The organism is Micromonospora sp. NPDC047670 (assembly GCF_043204915.1).
GTDB lineage: Bacteria > Actinomycetota > Actinomycetes > Mycobacteriales > Micromonosporaceae > Micromonospora.
Genome location: NZ_JBIDDA010000019.1, coordinates 53281 through 75578 on the forward strand (window position 1 = coordinate 53281; position 22298 = coordinate 75578).

20 protein-coding genes are annotated in these 22298 nt (G+C 73.9%); 12 read left to right on the forward strand and 8 right to left on the reverse strand.

Translation table 11 applies throughout. From position 1 onward, the window contains the following. Nucleotides 1-308 precede the first annotated feature (308 nt). Both ACGF7U_RS29115 and ACGF7U_RS29120 read left to right on the forward strand, forming a co-directional pair. Entirely contained in the window at nucleotides 309-1547 is a 1239-nt protein-coding gene (locus ACGF7U_RS29115) for a S8 family peptidase (RefSeq protein WP_393112078.1), read from the forward strand. A 402-nt stretch (nucleotides 1548-1949) separates the two neighbouring features. Continuing rightward, nucleotides 1950-2801 (forward strand): ABC transporter permease, encoded by an 852-nt coding sequence (locus tag ACGF7U_RS29120; protein WP_393112080.1) that lies wholly within the window; start codon nucleotides 1950-1952, stop codon nucleotides 2799-2801. Here the strand turns inward: ACGF7U_RS29120 and ACGF7U_RS29125 are convergent. Together ACGF7U_RS29125 and ACGF7U_RS29130 are read right to left on the reverse strand one after the other, a co-directional pair. After that, nucleotides 2783-3343 (reverse strand): GNAT family N-acetyltransferase, encoded by a 561-nt coding sequence (locus tag ACGF7U_RS29125; RefSeq protein ID WP_393112082.1) that lies wholly within the window; start codon nucleotides 3341-3343, stop codon nucleotides 2783-2785. The genes ACGF7U_RS29120 and ACGF7U_RS29125 overlap by 19 nt on opposite strands. Beyond that, nucleotides 3340-5406: a penicillin acylase family protein gene (locus tag ACGF7U_RS29130; RefSeq protein ID WP_393112084.1), complete on the reverse strand. Its 2067-nt coding sequence runs from the start codon at nucleotides 5404-5406 to the stop codon at nucleotides 3340-3342. The genes ACGF7U_RS29125 and ACGF7U_RS29130 overlap by 4 nt, the downstream gene beginning before the upstream one ends. Before the next feature lie 98 nt (nucleotides 5407-5504). Here ACGF7U_RS29130 and ACGF7U_RS29135 point away from each other — a divergent pair, with 98 nt between their 5' ends. From ACGF7U_RS29135 to ACGF7U_RS29155, 5 genes are all read left to right on the forward strand, one after another. Then, nucleotides 5505-6215: a siderophore-interacting protein gene (locus ACGF7U_RS29135; protein ID WP_393112086.1), complete on the forward strand. Its 711-nt coding sequence runs from the start codon at nucleotides 5505-5507 to the stop codon at nucleotides 6213-6215. Then, nucleotides 6212-7450: an MFS transporter gene (locus ACGF7U_RS29140; protein ID WP_393112088.1), complete on the forward strand. Its 1239-nt coding sequence runs from the start codon at nucleotides 6212-6214 to the stop codon at nucleotides 7448-7450. Before ACGF7U_RS29135 ends, ACGF7U_RS29140 begins: the two co-directional genes overlap by 4 nt. Nucleotides 7451-7593: 143 nt before the next feature. Further along, nucleotides 7594-9150, forward strand: a complete 1557-nt coding sequence (locus ACGF7U_RS29145) for a pyridoxal phosphate-dependent decarboxylase family protein (protein ID WP_393112090.1) — start codon at nucleotides 7594-7596, stop codon at nucleotides 9148-9150. A 28-nt stretch (nucleotides 9151-9178) separates the two neighbouring features. Then, nucleotides 9179-10477 (forward strand): lysine N(6)-hydroxylase/L-ornithine N(5)-oxygenase family protein, encoded by a 1299-nt coding sequence (locus ACGF7U_RS29150; RefSeq protein WP_393112092.1) that lies wholly within the window; start codon nucleotides 9179-9181, stop codon nucleotides 10475-10477. A 5-nt stretch (nucleotides 10478-10482) separates the two neighbouring features. Further along, nucleotides 10483-11085, forward strand: a complete 603-nt coding sequence (locus ACGF7U_RS29155) for a GNAT family N-acetyltransferase (protein WP_393112140.1) — start codon at nucleotides 10483-10485, stop codon at nucleotides 11083-11085. Between the two features lie 14 nt (nucleotides 11086-11099). Here the strand turns inward: ACGF7U_RS29155 and ACGF7U_RS29160 are convergent, their stop codons facing one another. Further along, complete coding sequence (locus tag ACGF7U_RS29160; protein WP_393112094.1) at nucleotides 11100-12302, reverse strand: RNA-guided endonuclease InsQ/TnpB family protein; 1203 nt, start codon at nucleotides 12300-12302, stop codon at nucleotides 11100-11102. A gap of 100 nt (nucleotides 12303-12402) precedes the next feature. Here ACGF7U_RS29160 and ACGF7U_RS29165 point away from each other — a divergent pair, with 100 nt between their 5' ends. Beyond that, nucleotides 12403-14214: an IucA/IucC family protein gene (locus tag ACGF7U_RS29165; protein ID WP_393112096.1), complete on the forward strand. Its 1812-nt coding sequence runs from the start codon at nucleotides 12403-12405 to the stop codon at nucleotides 14212-14214. Beyond that, nucleotides 14211-15716 carry an MFS transporter gene (locus tag ACGF7U_RS29170; RefSeq protein ID WP_393112098.1) on the forward strand — a complete coding sequence of 502 codons (1506 nt, stop codon included), beginning with the start codon at nucleotides 14211-14213 and terminating at the stop codon, nucleotides 15714-15716. Before ACGF7U_RS29165 ends, ACGF7U_RS29170 begins: the two co-directional genes overlap by 4 nt. A 179-nt stretch (nucleotides 15717-15895) precedes the next feature. On the opposite strand, the gene ACGF7U_RS29175 is transcribed toward ACGF7U_RS29170, so the two are convergent. The 4 genes from ACGF7U_RS29175 to ACGF7U_RS29190 all read right to left on the reverse strand — a co-directional run bounded on the left by ACGF7U_RS29175 (nucleotide 15896) and on the right by ACGF7U_RS29190 (nucleotide 18282). Beyond that, nucleotides 15896-16456, reverse strand: a complete 561-nt coding sequence (locus ACGF7U_RS29175) for an NADPH-dependent FMN reductase (RefSeq protein WP_393112100.1) — start codon at nucleotides 16454-16456, stop codon at nucleotides 15896-15898. 12 nt (nucleotides 16457-16468) lie between these two features. Continuing rightward, on the reverse strand, nucleotides 16469-17404 hold the full coding sequence (locus ACGF7U_RS29180) for an ROK family protein (RefSeq protein WP_393112102.1): 936 nt from the start codon (nucleotides 17402-17404) through the stop codon (nucleotides 16469-16471). 7 nt (nucleotides 17405-17411) lie between these two features. Continuing rightward, entirely contained in the window at nucleotides 17412-17765 is a 354-nt protein-coding gene (locus ACGF7U_RS29185) for a DoxX family protein (RefSeq protein ID WP_393112104.1), read from the reverse strand. 85 nt (nucleotides 17766-17850) lie between these two features. Continuing rightward, nucleotides 17851-18282, reverse strand: a complete 432-nt coding sequence (locus ACGF7U_RS29190; protein ID WP_393112106.1) for a type II 3-dehydroquinate dehydratase — start codon at nucleotides 18280-18282, stop codon at nucleotides 17851-17853. Nucleotides 18283-18608: 326 nt separating this feature from the next. On the opposite strand from ACGF7U_RS29190, the gene ACGF7U_RS29195 reads away from it, so the two are divergent. The 3 genes from ACGF7U_RS29195 to ACGF7U_RS29205 are packed head-to-tail and all read left to right on the forward strand — an operon-like array spanning nucleotide 18609 to nucleotide 21638. After that, nucleotides 18609-19772: a DegT/DnrJ/EryC1/StrS family aminotransferase gene (locus ACGF7U_RS29195; RefSeq protein WP_393112108.1), complete on the forward strand. Its 1164-nt coding sequence runs from the start codon at nucleotides 18609-18611 to the stop codon at nucleotides 19770-19772. Continuing rightward, complete coding sequence (locus ACGF7U_RS29200; RefSeq protein WP_393112110.1) at nucleotides 19769-20905, forward strand: Gfo/Idh/MocA family protein; 1137 nt, start codon at nucleotides 19769-19771, stop codon at nucleotides 20903-20905. Before ACGF7U_RS29195 ends, ACGF7U_RS29200 begins: the two co-directional genes overlap by 4 nt. 37 nt (nucleotides 20906-20942) lie before the next feature. Further along, nucleotides 20943-21638 carry an HAD-IA family hydrolase gene (locus tag ACGF7U_RS29205; protein WP_393112112.1) on the forward strand — a complete coding sequence of 232 codons (696 nt, stop codon included), beginning with the start codon at nucleotides 20943-20945 and terminating at the stop codon, nucleotides 21636-21638. 432 nt (nucleotides 21639-22070) lie between these two features. Here ACGF7U_RS29205 and ACGF7U_RS29210 read toward each other — a convergent pair whose 3' ends face one another. Further along, nucleotides 22071-22235: a hypothetical protein gene (locus tag ACGF7U_RS29210; protein ID WP_393112114.1), complete on the reverse strand. Its 165-nt coding sequence runs from the start codon at nucleotides 22233-22235 to the stop codon at nucleotides 22071-22073. Nucleotides 22236-22298: the final 63 nt, after the last annotated feature.

Here is a 22298-nt window from a genome sequence, read left to right on the forward strand (position 1 = left end):
GAGCCGCAGCGTACCGCCGGCTGGGCGTCGTCGTCGTGCGCGGGCCCGCGGGCGGGCCGAGTGGCGCGAGGATGGCGGCCGGCAGGAGCGCCGCAGTCGTCGGTGCCGGAGTGCATCTCTCCTCGCGTGAGGCGTTCACGTCGGTCACGCAAGGCATTCACGTCGAAACTCGTCAACATCGTCCTCATATTGTGAACACCAAGGAAATATACCACCGTAAATATGATGGCTAAGGTTCTCTCATCGTCCACCGCCTCCCGGGTGCGCCACGAGCCGCCCGCAGGCCACGACAGTAGGAGGACCGGGAGATGACACTCCCTCGCACTCAGCGGCGGATGCTCGCCGGCGCCGTCGGCGTGCTCGCCGGCGCCGCCATGGTCACCGCCATGATCGGCGCTCCGGCGACAGCCGCCCCGGCGACCGGCGAGATCCGCGGCGCCGGCGGCGCGACGGCCGTGACCGGCAGCTACATCGTGGTGCTCAAGGACAGCGGCGTCGGCGGTCGCGCCGGCACCCGGCAGGCCGAGGTGCGCAGCGCCGCCGGCACGCTGGCCGCGCGGTTCGGCGGGACGGTGGGGCACGTCTACGGCGACGCGCTCAACGGCTTCGAGCTGCGGCTGTCGGAGCGGGCCGCCAAGCGTCTCGCCGCGCACCCCGCTGTCGACTACGTCGAGCAGAACCACACGGTGACGATGGCGGCCACCCAGAGCAACCCGCCGTGGGGCCTCGACCGCATCGACCAGCGGGCCCTGCCGCTGAGCCGCTCGTACACCTACAACAGCAGCGGCACCGGTGTCACCGCGTACGTCATCGACACGGGCATCCGGACCACCCACGTCGACTTCGCCGGCCAGGCGGTCGACGGCTTCGACGCGGTCGACAACGCGCTGCCGGCCACCGACTGCAACGGCCACGGCACCCACGTCGCGGGCACCGTCGGCGGCAACACGTACGGGGTGGCGAAGAACGTCCGGCTGGTGGGTGTCCGGGTGCTGAACTGCCAGGGCAGCGGCACCTGGGCGCAGGTCATCGCCGGCATCAACTGGGTGACCTCGAACCACCAGGCGGGTCAGCCGGCGGTGGCGAACATGAGCCTCGGCGGCTCCTACAACGCGTCCCTGAACACCGCGGTGGCGAACTCGATCGCCGACGGCATCACCTACGCCGTGGCCTCCGGCAACTCGAACGCCAACGCCTGCAACTTCTCGCCGGCCTCCGTCCCGACGGCGCTGACCGTCAACGCCTCGCAGAGCAACGACGCGCGGGCCTCGTTCTCCAACTGGGGCACCTGCACCGACATCTTCGCCCCCGGCGTCGGCGTCCTGTCGGCGTGGTCCACCAGCGACACCGCCACCTCGTCGATCAGCGGCACCTCGATGGCCTCGCCGCACGTCGCGGGTGCGGCCGCCCGGGTGCTCAGCGTCAACCCGAGCTGGACGCCCGCCCAGGTCCACTCGTACCTGGTCAGCCAGGCCACGCCCAACGTGATCACCAACCCCGGCACCGGCTCGCCGAACCGGCTGCTCTACCTCGCGCCGACCTTCTGATCCGACGCCGTCACCACACCGGCCCCGAGGCGGAACGCCTCGGGGCCGGTGCGCGTCCGGGGGCCAGCGCGGTCGACGTCGCCAGCAGCACCGCCTGGCTCGACCTGCTGGACCGGCTGAAGATCAGCTACGCGAACTGGACCTACTCGGACAAGGCCGAGGGCAGCGCCGCGTTCCGGCCGGGCACCTGCGCCGGCGGCACGTACGCCGGCACCGGCGTGCTCAGCCAGTCGGGGGCCCTCATGCGGGACCGCATCCGCACCCCCGGACAGCTTCCCCACCGCCTGACCGGCCGTCCCGACCGCGAGGCCCCGCCCACGCCGGCGGGGCCTCGCCGGCGACAGAATCCGTCTCCGCAGGGGGCGCCGCTTCCGGCCGGGTGCGCCCGGGCAGACTTGCCGCATGTCCTCGACGATGCTGGTGGTGGGCCCGGAGCTGGCTGCCGCCCTGGTGGCCCTGGCCGTGGTGGCGGCCGTCGTGGTCAGGGTCGGCGGGCTCGGTCAGGGCCGACAGGTGCTCGTCGCCACGGGCCGCGCCGCCATCCAGTTGGCGGCCGTGTCGTTGCTGATCACCGCCATCGTGGTGTCGCTGTGGGCGACGGCCGCCTTCGTCGTCCTGATGTGCGTGGTGGCGGCCGCCACCTCGGGCCGGCGGATCACCGGCGGCTGGAACTGGTGGGCCGGCGTGCCGATCGCGGCGGGGAGCATGGCCGTGGTGGCGGGGCTGCTGGCGGGCGGGCTCGTGCCGCTGCGGGGGATCGCCGTCATCCCGGTGGCGGGCATCCTCATCGGCGGGGCGATGACCGCGACGTCGCTGGCGGGTCGGCGGGTCCTGGACGAGCTGACCGCCCGCGGGGGAGAGGTGGAGGCCGCCCTGGCGCTGGGACTGGCGCCGCGGGACGCGGTGCTGCTCGTGTGCCGCCCGGTGGCCGGGCAGGCGCTGGTGCCGGCGCTGGACCAGACCCGCACGGTGGGCCTGGTGACGCTGCCGGGCGCGTTCGTCGGGGTGCTGCTGGGCGGCGCGAGCCCGCTCACGGCCGGGATCACGCAGCTCGTCGTGCTGGTCGGGCTCCTCGCCGTGGAGGCGGTCGCGGTCCTCCTCACCGTCGAGTTGGCGGCCCGTGGCCGGCTGCGCCCGGCCCGGCCGGAGCTGCTCCCGTTCGACCTGCGCAGGGAGGGCGGCGGCGGGCGGGTCCGGACCGGGCTGCGACGAGGGCGGCCCGGAGCCGCCGGCCCTCAGACCGGCACGGGATGATCCGACTCGAACCGGGCCCGGGTGAGGAACGCCAACCGGGCGCGCTTGTCGGGCATGTCGATCTCGTCGCCGAAGGTGAAGCCCTCCCGCTCCAGTCGGTCCAGCGCGCGCTGGTTGCGCACGTCGGGCTCGACCACGATCCGCTGCCGGGTGGGGTCGCTGAACAGGAAGCGGGCGAGGGCGGGGCCGACGGCGGTGGTGAGGCCGCGCGGCGGGTGGGCACCGGGCGCGAGCAGCAGGTGCATCCCGACGTCGCCGGGCCGGACGTCGTAGCGCTCGCCGACCGGGTCCGCCGCCGGCTCGTAGGTCTGGAACAGGCCGATCGGCGCGTCGTCGAGCATGATCAGGTACGCGTGGTGGGTGGCGAGCCCGTCGACGAACTCGTAGATCTCCCGCACGTCGTCGACCGAGTACGACCCCATACCCCAGAACGACGCCCGGGGCTCGGTCACCCACCCGTGCACCAGCTCGGCGTGGCTCTTCGGGTCCAGCACGACGAGCGACAGTTCGCCGAATCCGGAAATCTTCTCCTGGTATGTCATGGTGCACCTGCTCCTGGTTGCGGGGTCAGTTCTCGCCAGTCGGTGACCACCGGGGCCAGTTCGCCGCCGGCCCACAGTGGCAGTTGGTCGTCGAAGTGCGGGTCGCCGGGCCGCCCGGAGGCGCCGAACGGGACGATCCAGCGGCTGTTCGCGCGGTCGGCGAGGTCCCACACGTAGCGGGCCACCGGGCCGCGCCAGCACGCGTCGGACACTCCGGGGACGCTGGAGGTGGCCAGCACGCACTCGGTGTCGCCGGCCAGCGCGACCCGCGCCCGCATCGCGCGTACCGCCGCGTCGACCGCCGGCTCCACCCCGAGGTGCACCGGGTGCAGCACGTGCCGACCGCCCCACGGCCCGGGCGGGTCGCCCGCCGCGACGTCCGCCAGGGCCTCGGCGGCGACCGGGTCGACGTCGCCGCCGAGGCGGTGCAGCCCGGCGACCACGCCGTCGAGGGCGTGGCCGATGCGCGACAGCGGGTCGGTCCACGGCGCGAACAGCGCGTCGAACGCGCTCGGGGCGTGCAGCGGGCGCAGGCACGGATGGTCGTGCAGCCGGCGGGCCAGGGCCGCGCGCCAGGCGGCGAAGGCGCCGGCGTCCGTGCTGTCGGCCCGCATCCGCCCGTCCCAGGCGATCAGCCGCTCCCGTAGGCGCCGCGCCGGCTCGCCGAGGCCGTCGGGGTCGAGGCGAGCGAGCACGCCGCGCAGGGTCGCGGCCTCCAGCCGGGTGTCGGTGTGTACGGCCTCCGGGCCGGCGCCGTCGGCCAGCAGGGCGCGGATGCGGCGGGCCCGGTGCGGCGGGGCGAAGTCGGCGCCGAGATCGGCGGTGTCGGCACGGCGGTCGTTGGCGCAGACCGCGACACCGTCGACGGCGGTGCGGCGCGGTGGCGCGTAGCTCCCGTGCCACCGGTAGCGCGGGTCCCAGCCGGGCACCGGCTCCCGCCGGCACCGCTCGTCGCGGATCGGCACGAGCCCGGCGACCAGTTGGGCCACCGCCCCGTGCCGGTCGGCGACGAGGACGCTGTTGACCGGCTCGACCCAGTCCCGCAGCGCGTCGGCGACGTCGCCGACGCTGCGCGCCCGCAGCAGCGGAAGCAGCGCGTCGAAGCCGAGGCGTCCCTCCACCCGGCCCGGCGTGCGCAGGCTGATCGCCTCGCCGGTGCTCCGGTCGTGGTCGACGACCGGCCCGCGGGGCGTCTCGATCACCTCGACGGACTCCGGCTCGCCGCCGCGCACCTCGATGCGCTCGACGTGGCGGTGCGCCGGCACCCAGCCGTCCGCGTCGCGGACCAGCACCCGGTCGCCCTCGTGGCGCAGCTCCTCCCGGTAGAGGTCCTGGTAGTCGGCCATCGCGTTGGTGACCGCCCAGGCCACCTCGCCCGCGTGCCCGAAGTGGGGCAGGCCCGGAACGCCGGGGAACGCGAAGCCGAACACGTCGAACTCGGGGCAGGCGAGGCGCACCTGCTGGTAGATGCCGGGCAGTTCGAGGATGCGGTGCGGGTCTCCGGCGACGACCGGTGCCCGGCCGGTCACGGGGGCGCCGGGCACCACCCAGGCGTTGCTGCCCGACCCGCCGGGGCCCTCGACGGCGAACAGCCCGGTCGCCGCCGGGCCGAGGGCGGCGGCGACGTGGGCGTGCCACAGCTTGTTCGGGAAGGTGGAGAAGAGCACGTGCTGGACGAGGAAGACGCCGAGCGGCGACCACGGCCGCCAGGGGCCCGGCGCGCAGCCGACCGCCGCGAACTCGGGCGCCGCCGCAGCGCCCTCGGCGAGCCCCTCGTTGACGCCGTCGACGTAGGCGGTGACCCACCGGCGGGTGGCGGGGGTGAGCCCGTCGAAGCAGCGCCGCGCGGTGTCGTCGAGGCGGGCCCGGCGGGCGAACCTGTCCCACCCCAGCTCGGCGGGGCCGACGTGCTCCGCGAGGCGGCCCTCCGAGCGCCACCGCTCGACCTCGATCTGCCAGGCCCGGTCGACGGCGGCCACCCGCCCCTGGAGCCGGGCGAGGTCGTCGACGGTGTCGGCGCGCAGGTGCGGGATCCCCCATCGGTCACGATAGACGCCGGTCATCGCGGCCCTGGTCGCACGGGCGGCCGTACCGCCTGCCACAGGAACATCAACTTAGGTTACCCTCCCCTAACTGAGGCAGACCTTACCTGGAGGGGTGCGTGAAGCGAAACTGGGAAGCCCTGGTGCTGAAGGCGATGGGCGGCCGCGACTTCCGGCTGACCGTGCTCGGCACCGAGTCGGTCGGCGGGAACTACCGCCGGCTGCGCATGGACGGCGGCGGGCTGCTGGAGGCGTACGGCGTCCACCCCACCATGTGGGTCCGGCTGTGGTTCGACAACGACGGCCGTCCGCACCAGCGCGCGTACACCCTCGTCGACCCGGACCCGGCGACCGGCCGGTTCGACCTCGAGTTCGCCATCCACGACGGGTGCGCCGCCCGTTGGGCCGCCGCCGCCAAGCCGGGCGACACCATCGACGCCACGATGCAGGGCAGCGCGTTCAGCCTGCCGGACCCCGCCCCGCGCCACCTCTACCTGATCGGCGACGCCGCCTCGCTGCCGGCGGTGAACAGCCTGCTGGACGCGGCCCCCGACGTCCCGGCGACGGTGTGGCTGGAGTACGCCGACGAGGGAGAGAAGGCCCTGACGCCGCGCGCCCGGGACCGGCACGAGGTCACCTGGGTGCCGCGCCGCGACGGCGGGCGGCACCTGGTCGACACCGTCTGCGCCGCCCTGCCCGCCGCCGACGACGCGCACTACTGGGTGGCCTGCGAGGCGGCCAGCACGCGCGGCATCACCAAGCACGTGCGGCGGACGCTGGGCGTCGGCAAGCACCAGCTCACCTCGCTGGCCTACTGGAGCGCGCGGTGAAGGGTCGGCTCGGCACGCTCACCACGCTCTACGTCACCCAGTACCTCGGCGTCGGCTTCATCACCGTCGGGCTGACCGCCATCCTGCGCGACGGCGGCACGTCCCTCGACACGCTGGCGCTGCTGCAGTTCGTCGGCCTGGTCTGGCCGGTCAAGTTCCTCTGGGCGCCGATCCTCGACCGGTACGGCTCGCGCCGGCGCGGGCACTACCGCTCCTGGCTGCTGGTGCTGCAGGCCGGCCTGGTGCTGGCCCTGCTGTCCCTGCTGCCGTTCGGTCGCCCGGCCGAGCAGCTCGGCCCGGTCGTCGCGATCTGCGTCGCGTACGTCTTCCTCTCCGCGACGCAGGACATCGCCGTCGACGCGGTCGCCGTCCGGCTGCTGTCCGAGCGGTCGCGGGGCGCCGGCAACGGGATCCAGGTCGCCGCGAGCTACGCGGGCAACCTGCTCGGCGGCGGCGCCTGTGTGATCGTCTACGACCGGTTCGGCTGGGTGCCCGCCATCCTGCTGCTGGTCGCGCTGACCGCCGTCGGCCTGCTGGTGGTGTGGCGGTTCCGGGAGCCCGCCCGCGTGGACCGCGTCCGCACCGGCCAGGCGTACCGGGCGCTGCTGTCCGTGTTCGGCCAGCCCGGCTGCCGGTGGTGGACCTTCGCCGTGGTCCCGCTGGTCTACACCGGAGCCGGTGCGGCGTACGCCCTCGTCACGCCGGCCCTGGTCGACGCCGGCTGGTCGCTGGGACGCATCGGCGTGGTGACCGGCGTGGTCACCAGCGCGCCGGCCATCGTGGCCGGTCTGCTCGCCGGGGCCGGGATCGGCCGGTTCGGGCGCGCCGGCGTGCTCGTCGCCGGGGGAGCGGCGTTGGCCGTGTCCACGGTGCTGCTGCTGCCGCTGATGAACGGCCGGGCCCCGCTCGGCGGGACGGTCGCGGCGCTGTGCTGCTTCATGGCCGCCTACACGGTCGCCAACGTCGTGCTCTACACGGTCAACATGGACTACTCCCGGCCCGGCACGGGCGGCACCGACTTCACCGTGCTGTCGTCGTTCGGGCTGGTCTGCTCGTTCGTCGCCGCCTCCCTCGCGCTCGCCGCGGCCGACCTGGTCGGCTACCCCGCGGTCGCGGTGGCCTCCGTCGTCCTGGTGGCGCTCGGCGTCGCGACGGGCGTGGCGCACCAGCGGCGGCTCCGGCGCCCCGCCGGGGCGACCCCCGCAGACCGGGTGTTGGCGACCGCGCCGAACTGAGCGAGATCGATATAACGCGGCAACAATGTTGACACGAACTTAGGTTAGGGTAACCTAAGTTCGCTCGATCACCGGATCACGCGCGGAAGGCGACGTCCACCGTCCCCCGCCACCGTGTCCACTCCCGACCGTTGAGGACCCGCATGAGCCTGCCCGGATCCACCGTCCAGGCACCGTCGACCGGGGCGACCCCCGGCACCGACGGCGCCCGCGCCCACCTGTTCACCGCCGGCTCGGTCGAGGACTATCGGCGCGTGCTCGCCGCCGGGATCGACCGGGTGGCGACCCGGGTGGCCGGCGCGGACCGGCCGTTCACGGGGGTGACACCGGACGAGCTGGCGCCGCGGATCGCCGGCATCGACCTGGACCGGCCGCTGGGCGACACCGGTGCCGCGCTCGACGAGCTCCAGGACGTCTACCTGCGCGACGCCGTCTTCTTCCACCACCCCCGCTACCTGGCGCACCTCAACTGTCCGGTGGTGATCCCCGCCCTGCTCGCCGAGGCGGTCCTCAGCGCCGTCAACTCCTCCCTGGACACCTGGGACCAGAGCGCCGGGGGCACGCTGATCGAGCGCCGGCTCATCGACTGGACGGCCGAGCGGATCGGCCTCGGGCCGGCCGCCGACGGCGTGTTCACCAGCGGCGGCACCCAGTCCAACCTGCAGGCGATGCTGCTGGCCCGCGAGGAGAGCTGCGCCCGGGAGGTCGGCCGGTCGACGGAGCGCCCGGCACGGCCGGAGCTGCTGTCCCGGCTGCGCATCCTCACCTCGGCGGCCGGCCACTTCAGCGTGCAGAAGGCGGCCAAGCTGCTCGGCCTCGGCGCGGACGCGGTGGTCACCGTGCCCACCGACGGCGACCGGCGGATGCGTACGGAGGAACTGGCCCACGAGATCGACCGCTGCCGGCGGGAGGGGCTGGTGGTGATGGCCGTGGTGGCCACCGCCGGCACCACCGACTTCGGCACCATCGACCCGCTGCCGCGGATCGCCGACATCTGCGCGGCCGCCGGCGTCTGGTTGCACGTCGACGCCGCGTACGGCTGCGGGCTGCTGGTGTCGCCGACCCGGCGGCACCTGCTCGACGGCATCGAGCGGGCCGACTCGGTCACCGTCGACTACCACAAGTCCTTCTTCCAGCCGGTCAGCTCCAGCGCGCTGCTGGTGCGCGACCGGCGGGTGCTGCGGCACGCCACCTGGCACGCCGACTACCTCAACCCGGCCCGGATGGTCGAGCAGCGCATCCCCAACCAGGTCGACAAGAGCCTCCAGACCACCCGCCGCTTCGACGCCCTGAAGCTCTGGCTGACGCTGCGGATCATGGGTCCGGACGCGATCGGCGCGCTCTTCGACGAGGTGGTCGACCGCGCCGCCGACGCCTGGCAGATGCTCACCGGGGATCCCCGCTTCGAGGTGGTCACCCGCTCGCAGTTGAGCACCGTGGTCTTCCGCTACCTGCCGACCGGCGCCGGCCGGGACGTCGTCGACGACGCCAACCTGTACGCCCGCGAGGCGCTGGCGGCCTCCGGCGCCGGGCTCGTCGCCGGGACCAAGGTCGACGGCGCGCACTACCTCAAGTTCACCCTGCTCAACCCCGAGACCACGCTGGACGACATCGCCCACGTCCTCGACCTCGTCGCCGAGCACGCCGGCTGGTACGCGCAGACCAGGGCCACCGCCGAGCTGTCCTGCCCCGTCGGCTGACGATCCACCCCCCGCCTTGGAGAACCACATGTCGACGTACGACTTCATCGCCGTCGGGCTGGGCCCGTACAACCTGGGCCTGGCGTGCCTGACCGAGCCGATCGACGACCTCGACGGCCTCTTCCTGGAGGCGCGGGAGAGCTTCAGCTGGCACCCCGGGATGCTGCTGGACTCCACCCGCCTCCAGACGCCGTTCATCGCCGACCTGGTCACGCTCGCCGACCCGACCTCCCCGTACTCCTTCCTGGCCTACCTCAAGGAGTCGGGGCGGCTCTACCCGTTCTACATCCGGGAGAGCTTCTTCCCGCTGCGCAGCGAGTACGACGACTACTGCCGCTGGGCCGCCGGCAAGCTGCGCAGCGTCCGGTTCGGGCAGCAGGTCACCTCGGTCGAGTTCGACCCGGCCGACGAGCACTACGTCGTGCGGGCGACGGTGGCCGCCACGGGGGAGCAGGTCAGCCACCGGGCCCGGCACCTCGTACTCGGCACGGGCACCCCGCCGCACGTGCCCGACGCCTGTCGGGAGCTCGGCGGCGACGTCGTGCACAACTCGCGGTACCTGGAGCACCGGGCGGCGCTGCGCGCCAAGCGGAGCATCACCGTGGTCGGCAGCGGGCAGAGCGCTGCCGAGATCTACCACGACCTGCTCGGCGACATCGACAGCGGCGGCTACCAGCTGAACTGGGTCACCCGGTCGCCGCGGTTCTTCCCGCTCGAATACACGAAGCTGACCCTGGAGATGACCTCGCCGGACTACGTGGACTACTTCCACGCCCTGCCGGAGGCGACCCGCTACCGGCTGGAGTCCGCGCAGAAGGGGCTGTTCAAGGGCATCAACGCGGACCTGATCAACGACATCTACGACCTGCTCTACGCCAAGAGCATCGGCGGCCCCGTGCGGACCCGGCTGCTGACCAACACCGCGCTGACGACCGCCGCGTACGACGAGGCGAGCGGGACGTACACGCTGGGGCTGCGCAACGTCGAGCAGGACCGCGACTTCACCCTGGCCACCGAGGGGCTGGTGCTGGCCACCGGCTACCACTACCGCGTCCCCGAGTTCCTGGAGCCGGTGCGGGACCGGATTCGCTGGGACGGCCACGGCCGCTTCGACGTGGCCCGCAACTACAGCATCGACCACACCGGCCGGGGCATCTTCCTGCAGAACGCCGGCACCCACACGCACAGCATCACCTCGCCCGACCTGGGCATGGGCCCGTACCGCAACTCGTGGATCATCCGGGAGATGCTCGGCCGCGAGCACTACCCGATCGAGAAGCGCATCGCCTTCCAGGACTTCGGCGCGCCGGCCGGGGTCGCGTCGTGACCGACGTGGTCTACCGCCGCGTCGACGACCGGCTCGGCGAGTTCGCGCTGCGTGCCCTCGACCCGGACGCCGACGCCCCGCTGCTGCACCGCTGGGTGACCCACCCGAAGGCGGCGTTCTGGCTGATGCAGGACGCCGACGTGGCCCGGGTCGCCGAGGAGTACGGACGGATCGCCGCGCACCCGCACCACGACGCGTTCCTCGGCCTGCACGAGGGCCGGCCCGCCTTCCTCGCCGAGCGGTACGACCCCGCGCACGTCGAGCTGGTCGGCCTGCACGACGCGGTCGACGGCGACGTCGGCATGCACTTCCTCTGCGCGCCCACGGACGCGCCGGTGCACGGTTTCACCCGCGCGGTGATCACCACCGTGATGGCGTGGCTGTTCGCCGACCCGGCCACCCGCCGGGTCGTGGTGGAGCCCGACGTGCGCAACACGGCGGTGCACGCCCTCAACGCGGCCGTCGGCTTCACCGTCGTCGGCCGGATCGCCAAGCCCGAGAAGGACGCGCTGCTCAGCGTCTGCACCCGCGCCCAGTTCGAGGGCGCGACCGGCGCCGGCGCGGCCGACGCCCCTCCCGCCGCAACCCGAGGAGACCTGCCCGCTTGACATCCTCCCCCGGCCTAAGGGCGGGGGATTCCCACCCTCGCGGGTTGGGGTTCCTGGTTCACGGCAGACCGCACGGAAGGAGGTCCTTCGTGTCTGATGTCCGCTCCGCAGGCGTTTTGTGTCTCGGCCAGCCCGGCCGCGACGGCGATGTTCTTCGCGGCGTTGACGTCCCGGTCATGCCGGGTGCCGCAACCCGGACACGCCCAGTAGCGTGTGCCGAGGGAGAGTGTGGCGAGCAGGTGCCCGCACGCCGAACACGTCTTCGACGACGGATACCAGCGGTCCACGACGGCGAGGGTGCGGCCGTCGCGGTGCGCCTTGTAGGCGAGCAGAGTGCGGAATTCGGCCCAACCGGTACGCGAGATCGCTTTGGCGAGGGACCGGTTGCGGACCATGTTCGCCACCGCCAGGTCCTCCACGGCGATGGCGGCGAACCGGCGCACCAGGGCGGTGGACTGCTGGTGCAGGAAGTCTCGGCGGGCGTCACGTACCCGCGAATGCGCCCGGGCGACTCTCCGTTTGGCTTTGGCGCGGTTGGCGGAGCCCTTCTGCCGGCGGGCCATCATCCGCTGATACCGCTTGAGTCGGCGTTCGCGCCGTTCCATGTGCCTCGGATGTGGGATGCGCTCGCCGGTGGACAGCACCGCGAAATCGGTCAGGCCGAGGTCCACGCCCACCACCCCGCCGGTGGGTTCGGGTGCGGTGGGTGCCTCGATGTCGACGGCGAGGGTCACGAACCAGCGGCCGTCCGGGTCACGCGACACCGTCACCATCGTCGGATCCAGCGCCGTCACGTCCACGTTCGGCCAGGACCACACGAACCGCAGCACACCGGGTGTCTTCCCCAGCGACAGGTTCCCGCCGCGCAGACGGAACGCCGACCTGGTGAAACTGGCGGACTGGCGGCCGTGCCGCGACTTGTACCGCGGATACCGGGCCCGCTTGGCGAAGAACGCGGTCATGGCGGTGTGCTGGTGCCGCAGGGTCTGCTGCAACGGCACCGACGACACCTCACCCAGAAACGCCAGGCCGGGCTGCTTCTTCATCTCCGTCAACGCCCGATCCGTCTCCGCGTAAGAGGTGGATCTCCGTTCGGCGTGCCAGCGGGCGTGACGGGCAGCGAGAGTGCGATTCCAGACGACACGTACACATCCGAACGTGCGATTCAGCACCGCAGCCTGCTCCGGGGTCGGGTACGCCCGACACCTGTACGCCATCCGCACAGGGACCAGTCATACCAGAAAGGACAGACATGGTTGACAACGCGTCCGCCATCCCTCCCCGCACTGAAGGACCAGACATCCTGGCGGTGATCCCGTGAACCCCTCCGCATCCGTGGCTCACCTGACGCCGGAGAGCTGGGCCCGCGCCAACCGGCTGCTGGTCCGCAAGGCCCTGGCCGAGTTCGCCCACGAACGGCTGCTCGCGCCCGAGGCGGTCCCCGCCGGGCCTAACGGCCCGACGACGGGGCAGCGCCTCTTCCAGGTGCGCGGCGACGACGGCGAGGTGGTCTACCGGTTCAGCGCCGATTTGCTGGCCCTGGACCACTGGCGGATCGACGCCGACAGCATCACCCGGCACCGCGGCGACGCCGAGCTGCCGCTGGACGCTCTGGAGTTCTGCCTCGACCTGCGCGGCGCGCTAAGCCTCAGCGACGAGATCCTCCCCGTCTACCTGGAGGAGATCAGCTCCACCCTGGCCAGCACCGCCTACAAGCTCGACAAGCCGGCGGTGAGCGCCGCCGAACTCGCCCGGGCGGACTTCCAGACCATCGAGACCGAGATGACCGAGGGGCACCCGGGCTTCGTCGCGAACAACGGCCGCATCGGCTTCGGCGTCGACGAATACCGGGCGTACGCCCCGGAGGCCGCCCGCCCGGTCCGCCTGATCTGGCTGGCCGCGCACCGCGACCGGACGACCTTCACCTGCGCCGCCGACCTCGACTACGACGCGCTGCTCCGCGCGGAACTCGGCGACGAGACCCTGGCCGCCTTCGCGGGCACGCTGACCGGGCTCGGCCTCGACCCGGCCGACTACCTGCTCATCCCCGTGCATCCGTGGCAGTGGTGGAACAGGATCTCCGTCACGTTCGCCGCCGAGGTGGCGCAGCGCCGGCTGGTGTGCCTGGGCCCGGGGCCGGACGAGTACCTCGCCCAGCAGTCCATCCGCACCTTCTTCAACGTCACCGACCCGGCCCGGCACTACGTCAAGACGGCGCTGTCCGTGCTGAACATGGGCTTCATGCGGGGGCTGTCCGCCGCGTACATGGAGGCCACGCCGGCCATCAACGACTGGCTCGCCGACCTGATCGCCGGCGACGAGGTGTTCCGGCGCACCGGCCTGTCGATCATCCGCGAGCGGGCCGCGATCGGGTACCGGCACCTGGAGTACGAGGCGGCGACCGACCGGTACTCCCCGTACCGGAAGATGCTGGCCGCGCTGTGGCGGGAGAGCCCGGTGCCCGGTCTGGAGCCGGGCCGGCGCCTGGCCACCATGGCGTCCCTGCTGCACACCGACCGCGACGGTCGCTCGTTCGCGGCCGCGCTGATCGCGCTGTCGGGGCTGGCGCCGCGGGTGTGGCTGCGGCGTTACCTCGACGCCTACCTCACCCCGCTGCTGCACAGCTTCTACGCCCACGACCTGGCCTTCATGCCGCACGGCGAGAACGTCATCCTCGTGCTGGACGGCGGTACGGTCGAGCGGGCCATCTTCAAGGACATCGCCGAGGAGATCGTGGTGATGGACCCGGACGCGGACCTGCCCCCACAGGTGCGGCGGGTCCGGGCCGACGTCCCGGAGGACATGAAGCTGCTGTCCATCTTCACCGACGTCTTCGACTGCTTCCTGCGCTATCTCAGCGCGATCCTGGTCACCGAGGGCGTGCTGGACGAGGAGACCTTCTGGCGGACCGTCGCCGAGTGCGCCGCCGAGTACGCCGACAGCGTCCCCCACCTGGCCGACCGGCTGCGGCGCTACGACCTGTTCGCCCCCGAGTTCGCGCTGTCCTGCCTGAACCGGCTCCAGCTGCGCAACAACCGGCAGATGGTCGATCTCGCCGACCCGTCGGCGGCGCTGCAACTGGTCGGCACCCTGGTCAACCCCATCGCCCGCTTCGCGCCGAACCGATGACCGTGACCACGGCCGCGCCGGCCGCCGCCCCGGCGGCCGGCGCTGGCGGCCGGGTGCGGGGCCGGTGGCTGATCCTCGGCGTGCTCTGCCTCGCCCAGGTCACCGTGGTGCTCGACAACACCGTGCTGACGGTGGCGATCCCGGTGCTCACGACCGAGCTGGCCGCCAGCACCGTCGACGTCCAGTGGATGATCAACGCGTACGCCCTGGTCCAGTGCGGACTGCTGCTCACCGCGGGCAGCGCCGCCGACCGGTACGGCCGCCGCCGGATGCTCCTCGCCGGCCTCGTGCTGTTCGGGCTCGGGTCGTTGGTCGCCGGGCTCGCCCAGAGCAGCGGCCAGCTGATCGCCGCCCGGGCCGGAATGGGGATCGGCGGCGCGCTCCTGGTGACCGCCACCCTCGCGGTGGCGATGCAGGTCTTCGACGACGCCGAGCGGTCCCGGGCGATCGGGCTCTGGGCGGCGGCGAGCGCGCTGGGGTTCGCGGCCGGGCCGCCCTTCGGCGGGCTCGTCCTCGCCCACCTCCCGTGGGGGGCGATCTTCCTGGTCAACGTCCCGATCGTGCTGGTCTGCCTGGTGGCGGCGTGGACGCTGGTGCCCGAGTCGCGCCGTCCGACCGGCGGACGCCTCGACCTCGGCGGGGTGCTGCTCTCCACGGCGGGCCTCACCACGGTCGTCTACGCGATCATCGCGGGGCCGGAGCGGGGCTGGACGGCCGCCCCGGTGCTCGGCGCGGCGGGCGCGGGGGTGCTCCTGCTCGCCGCCTTCGTGGCCTGGGAGCGGCGGGTCGCCGACCCGATGCTGGACATGCACTTCTTCCGCAGTCGCCGCTTCGTGGGCGCGGTCTCCGGGGTCGTCCTGATCACCTTCGGCGCCACCGGGGCGCTGTTCCTGCTGACCCAGCACCTCCAGTTCGTGCGGGGCTACCCGGCCTGGGAGGCGGGGCTGCGGATGGTGCCGTTCGCGCTCTCCATCGTCCTGCTCAACGTGGCCGGGGTCGCCGCCCGGGTGATCCGGCGGCTGGGGCTGCCCCGGTCGATCGCCCTCGGGATGACGCTGCTCGCCGGCGGTCTCGCCCTCATCACCCACGCCCCGACGGACGGCTACGGCGTGCTGCTGCCGGGGCTGCTCGTGATGGGCGCCGGTTGCGCCCTGGCCAATCCGGCCATCGTCGAGGCGGTGATGAGCGCGATCCCGCCGGAGAAGGCCGGGGCCGGGGCGGGGGTGGACGGCACCATGACGGAGGTCGGCAGCAGCCTGGGCGTCGCCGTGCTCGGCGCGATCCTGAACGCCAGGTTCGCCGCCCTGCTGCCCGCCGCGCTGGCCGGGGCCGGATCGTTCCCCGCCGCCCTGGCCGCGGCCCGCACCGAGGCGGAACGCGGGCTCGTCGCCGACGCGTTCCGGTCCGCGCTGGAGACGGGCCAGACGGTCGGCGCCGTGGCCGTCTTCGCCGGCGGCTGCGTCGCCGCCGCGCTGTTGCGCCGCGCCGAGCGGACCGGCTGAGCCCGCGTGCACCGCCAGGCCCGGCGGCGACACCGCCGCGCGGGCCGCGTGGGCACGCCCGGCGACGTCGACTTGGCGGTGTCGGTCCCGGCGGCGTCGGACGTGGCGGTGTCGGTCCCGGCGGCGTCGGACGTGGCGGTGTCGGTCCCGGCGGCGTCGGGCCCGGCGGCGTGGGCGCGTCAGGGCCGGCGGAGTGTCCGCAGCGCGCCGGCCCAGGCGGCGACCTGGTCCAGCATGGTGCTGACGGCCTCCTCGTGGTGCGCCGCCGGCCGGAAGTCCCGGAAGTTCACGAAGTCGGCCGTCAGGGAGAGCGCGACCTGCGACCGGACGTCGGCCACCCCGAGCTGCCCGAGCACCAGCCGCAGGTGCTCCGCGGCCCGGGTGCCGCCGTGCACGCCGTAGCTGACGAGACCGGCGGACTTGTGCTGCCACTCCTGGAAGAGGAAGTCGACGGCGTCCTTCAGCACGCCCGGGATCGAGTGGTTGTACTCCGGGGTGACGAAGACGAACCCGTCGAACCGGCCGATCGTCGCCGCCCACCGGCGTACGGCCGGACGCGTGGACGGCGCCATCGACGGGGGCAGCACCTCGTCGAAGTGCGGCAGGCCGTAGTCGGCGAGGTCGACCAGTTCGGCGGTGAGGTCCCCCCGCTTGGCGGCGAGGTCGCGCACCCAACGGGCCACGACGTCCGCCTTGCGTCCGGGCCGCGTGCTGCCGACGATGACACCGATCCTGACCATGGTCGATCTCCTTCACGGGGTGGGGACAGCAGGGGCGGGGAGCGGCGCGCCGGTCAGGCCCCGGGCCAGTTCCACCGCGCCGTGCAGGGACGACAGGCCACCGAGGGCGGCAGGGAGCACCGCCGGCGCCGCCCGTCCGGGCCGGCCTGCCGAGCGGACCCGTTCGGCGACGAGCGGAACGAAGCCGGGCAGCCCGGCGGCGAACCCGCCGCCGACGATCGCCACCGCCGGATCCAGCAGTTCGCCGAGGCTCACCACCGCCGCCGCGAGGGCGCGGCAGCTCGCGTCGACCGCGTCGACCGCCCAGGCCCGGCCGTCGCGCAGCCCGTCGCGCAGGTCGTCGAAGCCCACCTCGGCGCCCCGACCGTCGGCTGCCCGTCGCAGGGTGGCCGGGCCGGAGGCGACGGACTGGAGGCAGCCACGCCGGCCGCAGTCGCAGCGCGGGCCGTCGAGGGCGACGACCATGTGCCCGACCTCCGCCGAGGACCGGCCCGGCACCGACCGTCCCGCCAGCACCACGCCGCCGCCGACCCCGGTGCCGACGCCCAGGTAGACCACGTCGTCGCGGCCGGCGCGCCGGGCCTCGGCCAGCGCGGCGAGGTCGCCGTCGTCGGCGACGGCCGTCGCCGCGTCGGGGAAGAGGCGGCGCAGCGCGCCGGCGAGGTCCAGGCCCGCCCAGCTGGGCCGGCCGGGCCACGTCGTGACCGCGCCCCCCGGATCCGTGGTCGCCGGCATGGCCACCCCGACCGCGCCGACCGGGCCCCACGCCTCGCGCAGCCGGGACACCTCGGCGGCGAGCGCGGCCAGGTCCGCCGCCGCGTCGGCGCCGCGCGGCCAGCGGAAGACCCGGTCGTACGCCGGCCGGCCGGCCGCCTCGGCGCGCAGCGCCACCTTGGTGCCGCCGACGTCGATGCCGAGCACGCCGTCGCGCCGAGCCGGATCCGGCATGCCGGCCTCAGCCCTGCCGCAGGTGCAGGTACGCCAGCGCCAGCGCGGCGACGGCGAAGACGGCCGGCGTCAGCGTCATGGCGGCCGGGTCCTTGGCGCGGGCGTGGTAGACCACCGCGCCGACCATCTGCAGGGCGAGACCGACCGCCGCCGCGACGCCCAGCGGCGCCCAGAGCAGCCCGAGCAGCAGCCCGGCGACCGCGGCGAGCTCCAGCACCCCCAGCACGCGGGTCAGGCCGGGGGAGACGCCGAGGTGCTCCATCCGCTCGCGCATCTGTGCCTGCCCGGTGAGCTTGGGCACGGCGGTGCCCAGGAAGACCGCGGCGAGGATGAGGGTCAGGACGATGACGGGAATGCGCACGTGAGGTCCTTCGGGGAGAGTCGGAACGTGCGGACGACCGTACCGGCGCCCGGTCGGCGGCGTCGGACGGTTGCCTGCCGGGTCCTCACCGGACGGTCGCGACCAGGGCGCGGGCGGCCAGCCGGTAACCCAGCGACCCGAGCCCGACGATGACCCCGCTGGCCAGCGGGGCGATGACCGAGTCGTGCCGGAAGCTCTCCCGGGCCCAGACGTTGGACAGGTGCACCTCGACGAAGGGCCGCGGGTAGTTGGCCAGCGCGTCGCGCAGGCTCCAGCCGGCGATCATCAGCGCGCCCGGGTTGACGATTGCGCCGACGGTGTCGTAACGGCCCTGGATCGCGCGGATCAGGGCGCCCTCGCAGTCGTGCTGCTCGGCCACCACCCGCCAGCCCCGCGCGGCGACCTCCTCGCCGACCGCCCGCTCGATGTCGGCGAGGGTGTCGGTGCCGTAGATCTCCGGCTCCCGCCGGCCGAGGATGCCCAGGTTCGGGCCGTTCAGCAGCAGCACGTCCGACACGCTTCACCTCGCGGGGCGCGGCCCTGTCCCGACAGGACCCGATGACTGGTCCTCAGAAGTCTTACTACGCGGGCGGCGTCGGGCGACCCGGCGACGACCCCGCGGCGGGCGGAGTAAGGGGTGCGTAGGGGCTGTTAGGGGCGGTGACCCGGCGTGCCGTTCGGTTACCGTCCTCCCTGCTGAAGCGATGCCGCCGGCACCACGGGGGCGTCACCTACCTCGATCCGGCCATCCGGCGCCCCCGGACCGCGTACCGGCGGTCCCGGGTCGGCGCGCCCGATGTCCGGCGAAGCCCCTGGTCTGCCCGAGTTGGGAAGTGGGAAGTCATGAGTGGTCAGCCCTCGACGGTGTCGGAATTCCCGGAGTGGCCGCAGTACGGCGACGAGGAGCGCGCCGGACTGATCCGCGCCCTCGAGCAGGGCCAGTGGTGGCGGATGGGCGGCAGCGAGGTCGACTCCTTCGAGCGGGAGTTCGGCGCCTACCACGGCACGCCGCACGCGCTCGCCGTCACCAACGGCACCCACGCCCTCGAGGTCGCCCTGGAGGTGCTCGGCGTCGGGCCCGGCACCGAGGTGATCGTCCCCGCCTTCACGTTCATCTCGTCCTCGCTGGCCGCGCAGCGCCTCGGCGCGGTCGCGGTGCCGGTCGACGTCGACCTGGACACCTACTGCGTCGACCCGGCCGCCGTCGAGGCCGCCATCACCCCCCGCACGAAGGTGGTCATGCCGGTGCACATGGCCGGCCAGTTCGCCGACATGGACGCGCTGAGCAAGATCACCGCAGACGCCGGGGTGGCGCTGCTCCAGGACGCCGCGCACGCCCAGGGCGCACAGTGGCAGGGCAAGCGGGCCGGGGAACTCGGCTCGGTGGCCGCGTTCAGCTTCCAGAACGGCAAGCTGATGACCGCCGGCGAGGGCGGCGCGGTGCTCTTCCCCGACGAGGAACTGCGCGAGCGGGCGTTCCTCGTGCACAGCTGCGGGCGGCCCCGCACCGACCGGGACTACCTGCACAGCACCACCGGCTCGAACTACCGGATGGGCGAGTTCACCGCCGCCGTGCTGCGCGCCCAGCTCTCCCGGCTCGACGCCCAGATCGCGGTGCGCGAGCAGCGTTGGCCGCTGCTGGCGAGCCTGCTCGCCGAGGTCCCCGGCGTCGTCCCGCAGGGCATCGATCCGCGTACCGACCGCAACCCGCACTACATGGCGATGTTCCGCGTCCCCGGGATCACCCTCGAGCGCCGCCGCGCCGTGGTGGACGCGCTCATCGCCCGGGGCGTCCCGGCGTTCGTCGCGTTTCGGGCGATCTACCGGTGCGAGGGCTTCTGGAAGGCCGGCGCCCCCGACGAGTCGGTCGAGGCGATCGCCGCCCGCTGCCCCAACGTCGAGCAGATCCACGCCGACTGCATCTGGCTGCACCACCGCACGCTGCTCGGCACCGAGCAGCAGATGCACGACATCGCCGCCGTGCTCGCCGACATCCTCGCCGGATGACCACCCTGCCCCCGGCCACCGTGCCCGACCGGCCGGTACGCGTCGCGGTGGCCGGCCTCGGGTGGGCGGGGCGGGAGATCTGGCTGCCCCGGCTCGCCACGCACCCGGACTTCGCGGTGACCGCCGTGGTCGACCCGGAGCCCGGCGTCCGCGACCGGGCCCGCGACACCCACCGCGTCCCGGCCGCGTACGCCGACGTCGACGAGCTTCCGGCCGGGGCGGCCGACCTGGTGGTGGTGGCCGTGCCGAACCACCTCCACGCCGCCGTCGCCGCCCGGCTGCTGCGCCGGGGCGTGCCGGTGTTCCTGGAGAAGCCGGTCTGCCTGACCTCCGCCGAGGCGACCCTGCTCGCCGAGGCGGAGCGGGACGGCGGGGCGGTGCTGCTCGCCGGCAGCGCCGCCCGCTACCGGGCCGACGTCCGCGCGCTGGCCGAGGCGGCCGGTGAGCTGGGCCCGATCCGGCACGTCGACGTGGCCTGGGTCCGTGCGCGCGGCGTGCCGGACGCCGGCGGCTGGTTCACCCGGCGCGACCTCTCCGGCGGGGGCGCGCTGGTGGACCTCGGCTGGCACCTGCTCGACACGGTGCTGCCGCTGCTCGGCCCGACCCGGATCACCCACGCCATCGGCAGCGTCTCCGACGACTTCGTCAACGACGGCGCGGCCCACGCCGCCTGGCGCGGCGACGCCGCCGCAGGTCGTCGCCGCGTCCCCGGAGACGTCGAGGACACCGCCCGGGGCTTCCTGCTCACCGCCGCCGGTTCCTCCGTCGCCCTGCACGCCTGCTGGGCGTCGCACGAGTCGCTGGACCGCACCACCATCACCGTGCACGGCGCCGCGGGCTCGGCGACGCTGCGCTGCACCTTCGGCTTCAGCCCCAACCGGGAGCCGACGCCGATGCTGACCCGCACCCGCGACGGCGAGACCGTCCGGCTGCCGCTGCGCGAGGAGGCGATCGGCGCCGAGTACGACCGGCAGCTCGACGCCCTACCCGGGCTGCTCGCCGACCCCGCCGGCCGGGGCGCCGCCGTCGCCGAGGCGCGCCGGACCATCGACGTCATCGAACGGATCTACCACGCCGCCCGGCCCACCGAGCCGGAGCGGCAGCACGCGCTGGCGGGCCGTCACGACCGGTGAGAACCACCGTCGACCCCACTCGCTTCCGGGAGCAGCCATGAGCCATCCACCGTCCACCGTCGAGGTGAGCCCGCAGTCGCCGGTCCGCGGCCCGATCCGCGCGGTCGTGTTCGACCTCGACGGCGTCATCGTCGACAGCTCGGCCGTCATGCGGGAGGCGTTCAGCATCGCGTACGCCGAGGTGGTGGGGGACGGGCCGGCGCCGTTCGAGGAGTACAACCGGCACATGGGCCGGTACTTCCCGGACATCATGCGGCTGATGGGGCTGCCGCTGGAGATGGAGGAGCCGTTCGTCCGGGAGAGCTACCGCATGGCGCACCTGGTGCCGCTCTTCCCCGGCGTCCGGGAGACCCTGGAGACGCTGCACGAGCGGGGCATCCGGATGGCGATCGCCACCGGCAAGGCGGGCCCCCGGGCCCGCTCGCTGCTCGACACGCTCGGCGTGCTGAGCCTGTTCGACCAGGTGATCGGCTCCGACGAGGTGGCCCGACCGAAGCCCGCCCCGGACATCGTGCTCCAGGCCCTCGGTCACCTCGACGTGCCGCCGGGGCAGGCCATGATGGTCGGCGACGCGGTCATCGACCTGCTCAGCGGCCGGGACGCCGGGGCGACCGCGGTCGCCACCACCTGGCACGGCGGGGACGTCGCCGCGCTGCTCGCCGCCGGTCCCGACCTGGTCCTGCACGCCCCGACGGACCTGCTCGCGCACTGCCCCGCCGTCCTCGTCCACTGACCCGCACCGGCGGCACCCGGTCGCGACAGGGGTTCGCGCGGCGCACGTCACCGTCCGCGACCCGAACCGCCCCGCCCGTTTTCCCCCGGACACGCACGGCCCGGAGCCGGTCGTCTTCGCCAGCGAGCAGGCCGTCTGCGAGGAGCTGTGGGCCATCGCCAGCAGGCTCGATCCGCCCGGCAGCGTCCGGGCAGTCACCGTCGACGAACTCGATCCCGTCGCGGGCGACTGGCTGCGCGAGTGTGGCTGGTGGCCGCCGGCGGAGTTGTACGGCAACCCCTTCGTCGCCACCCGCGCCCGGCAGTCGTACCGGAATGCCCAACGCGACGGCCGGTTCGAGCTGCACCTGCGCGACCACCTCGTGGCCAAGCTCGGCGATCCGGTGCACGCGGCGGCCGGCCGACCGCGCGGCGGCGGTTCCCGCGGCGGCTGCTACCTGCCGCGCCGGGCGGCCCGCACGCCGAACCCGATCGCGCCGATGACGAGCAGGGCGCCCAGGAGCTGGAGGCCCGGCGAGTCGTCGGCCTCCCCGAGCACGATGCCGGCGACGCCGACCGCGACGGCGAGGACGGCGACGACGGCGACGACGTACTTCATGGGGTCTCCTTCTTCCGGGGCCGGACCCGTCGCCGGCCCCGCGGGTGCGCGGGCCGACGGGTC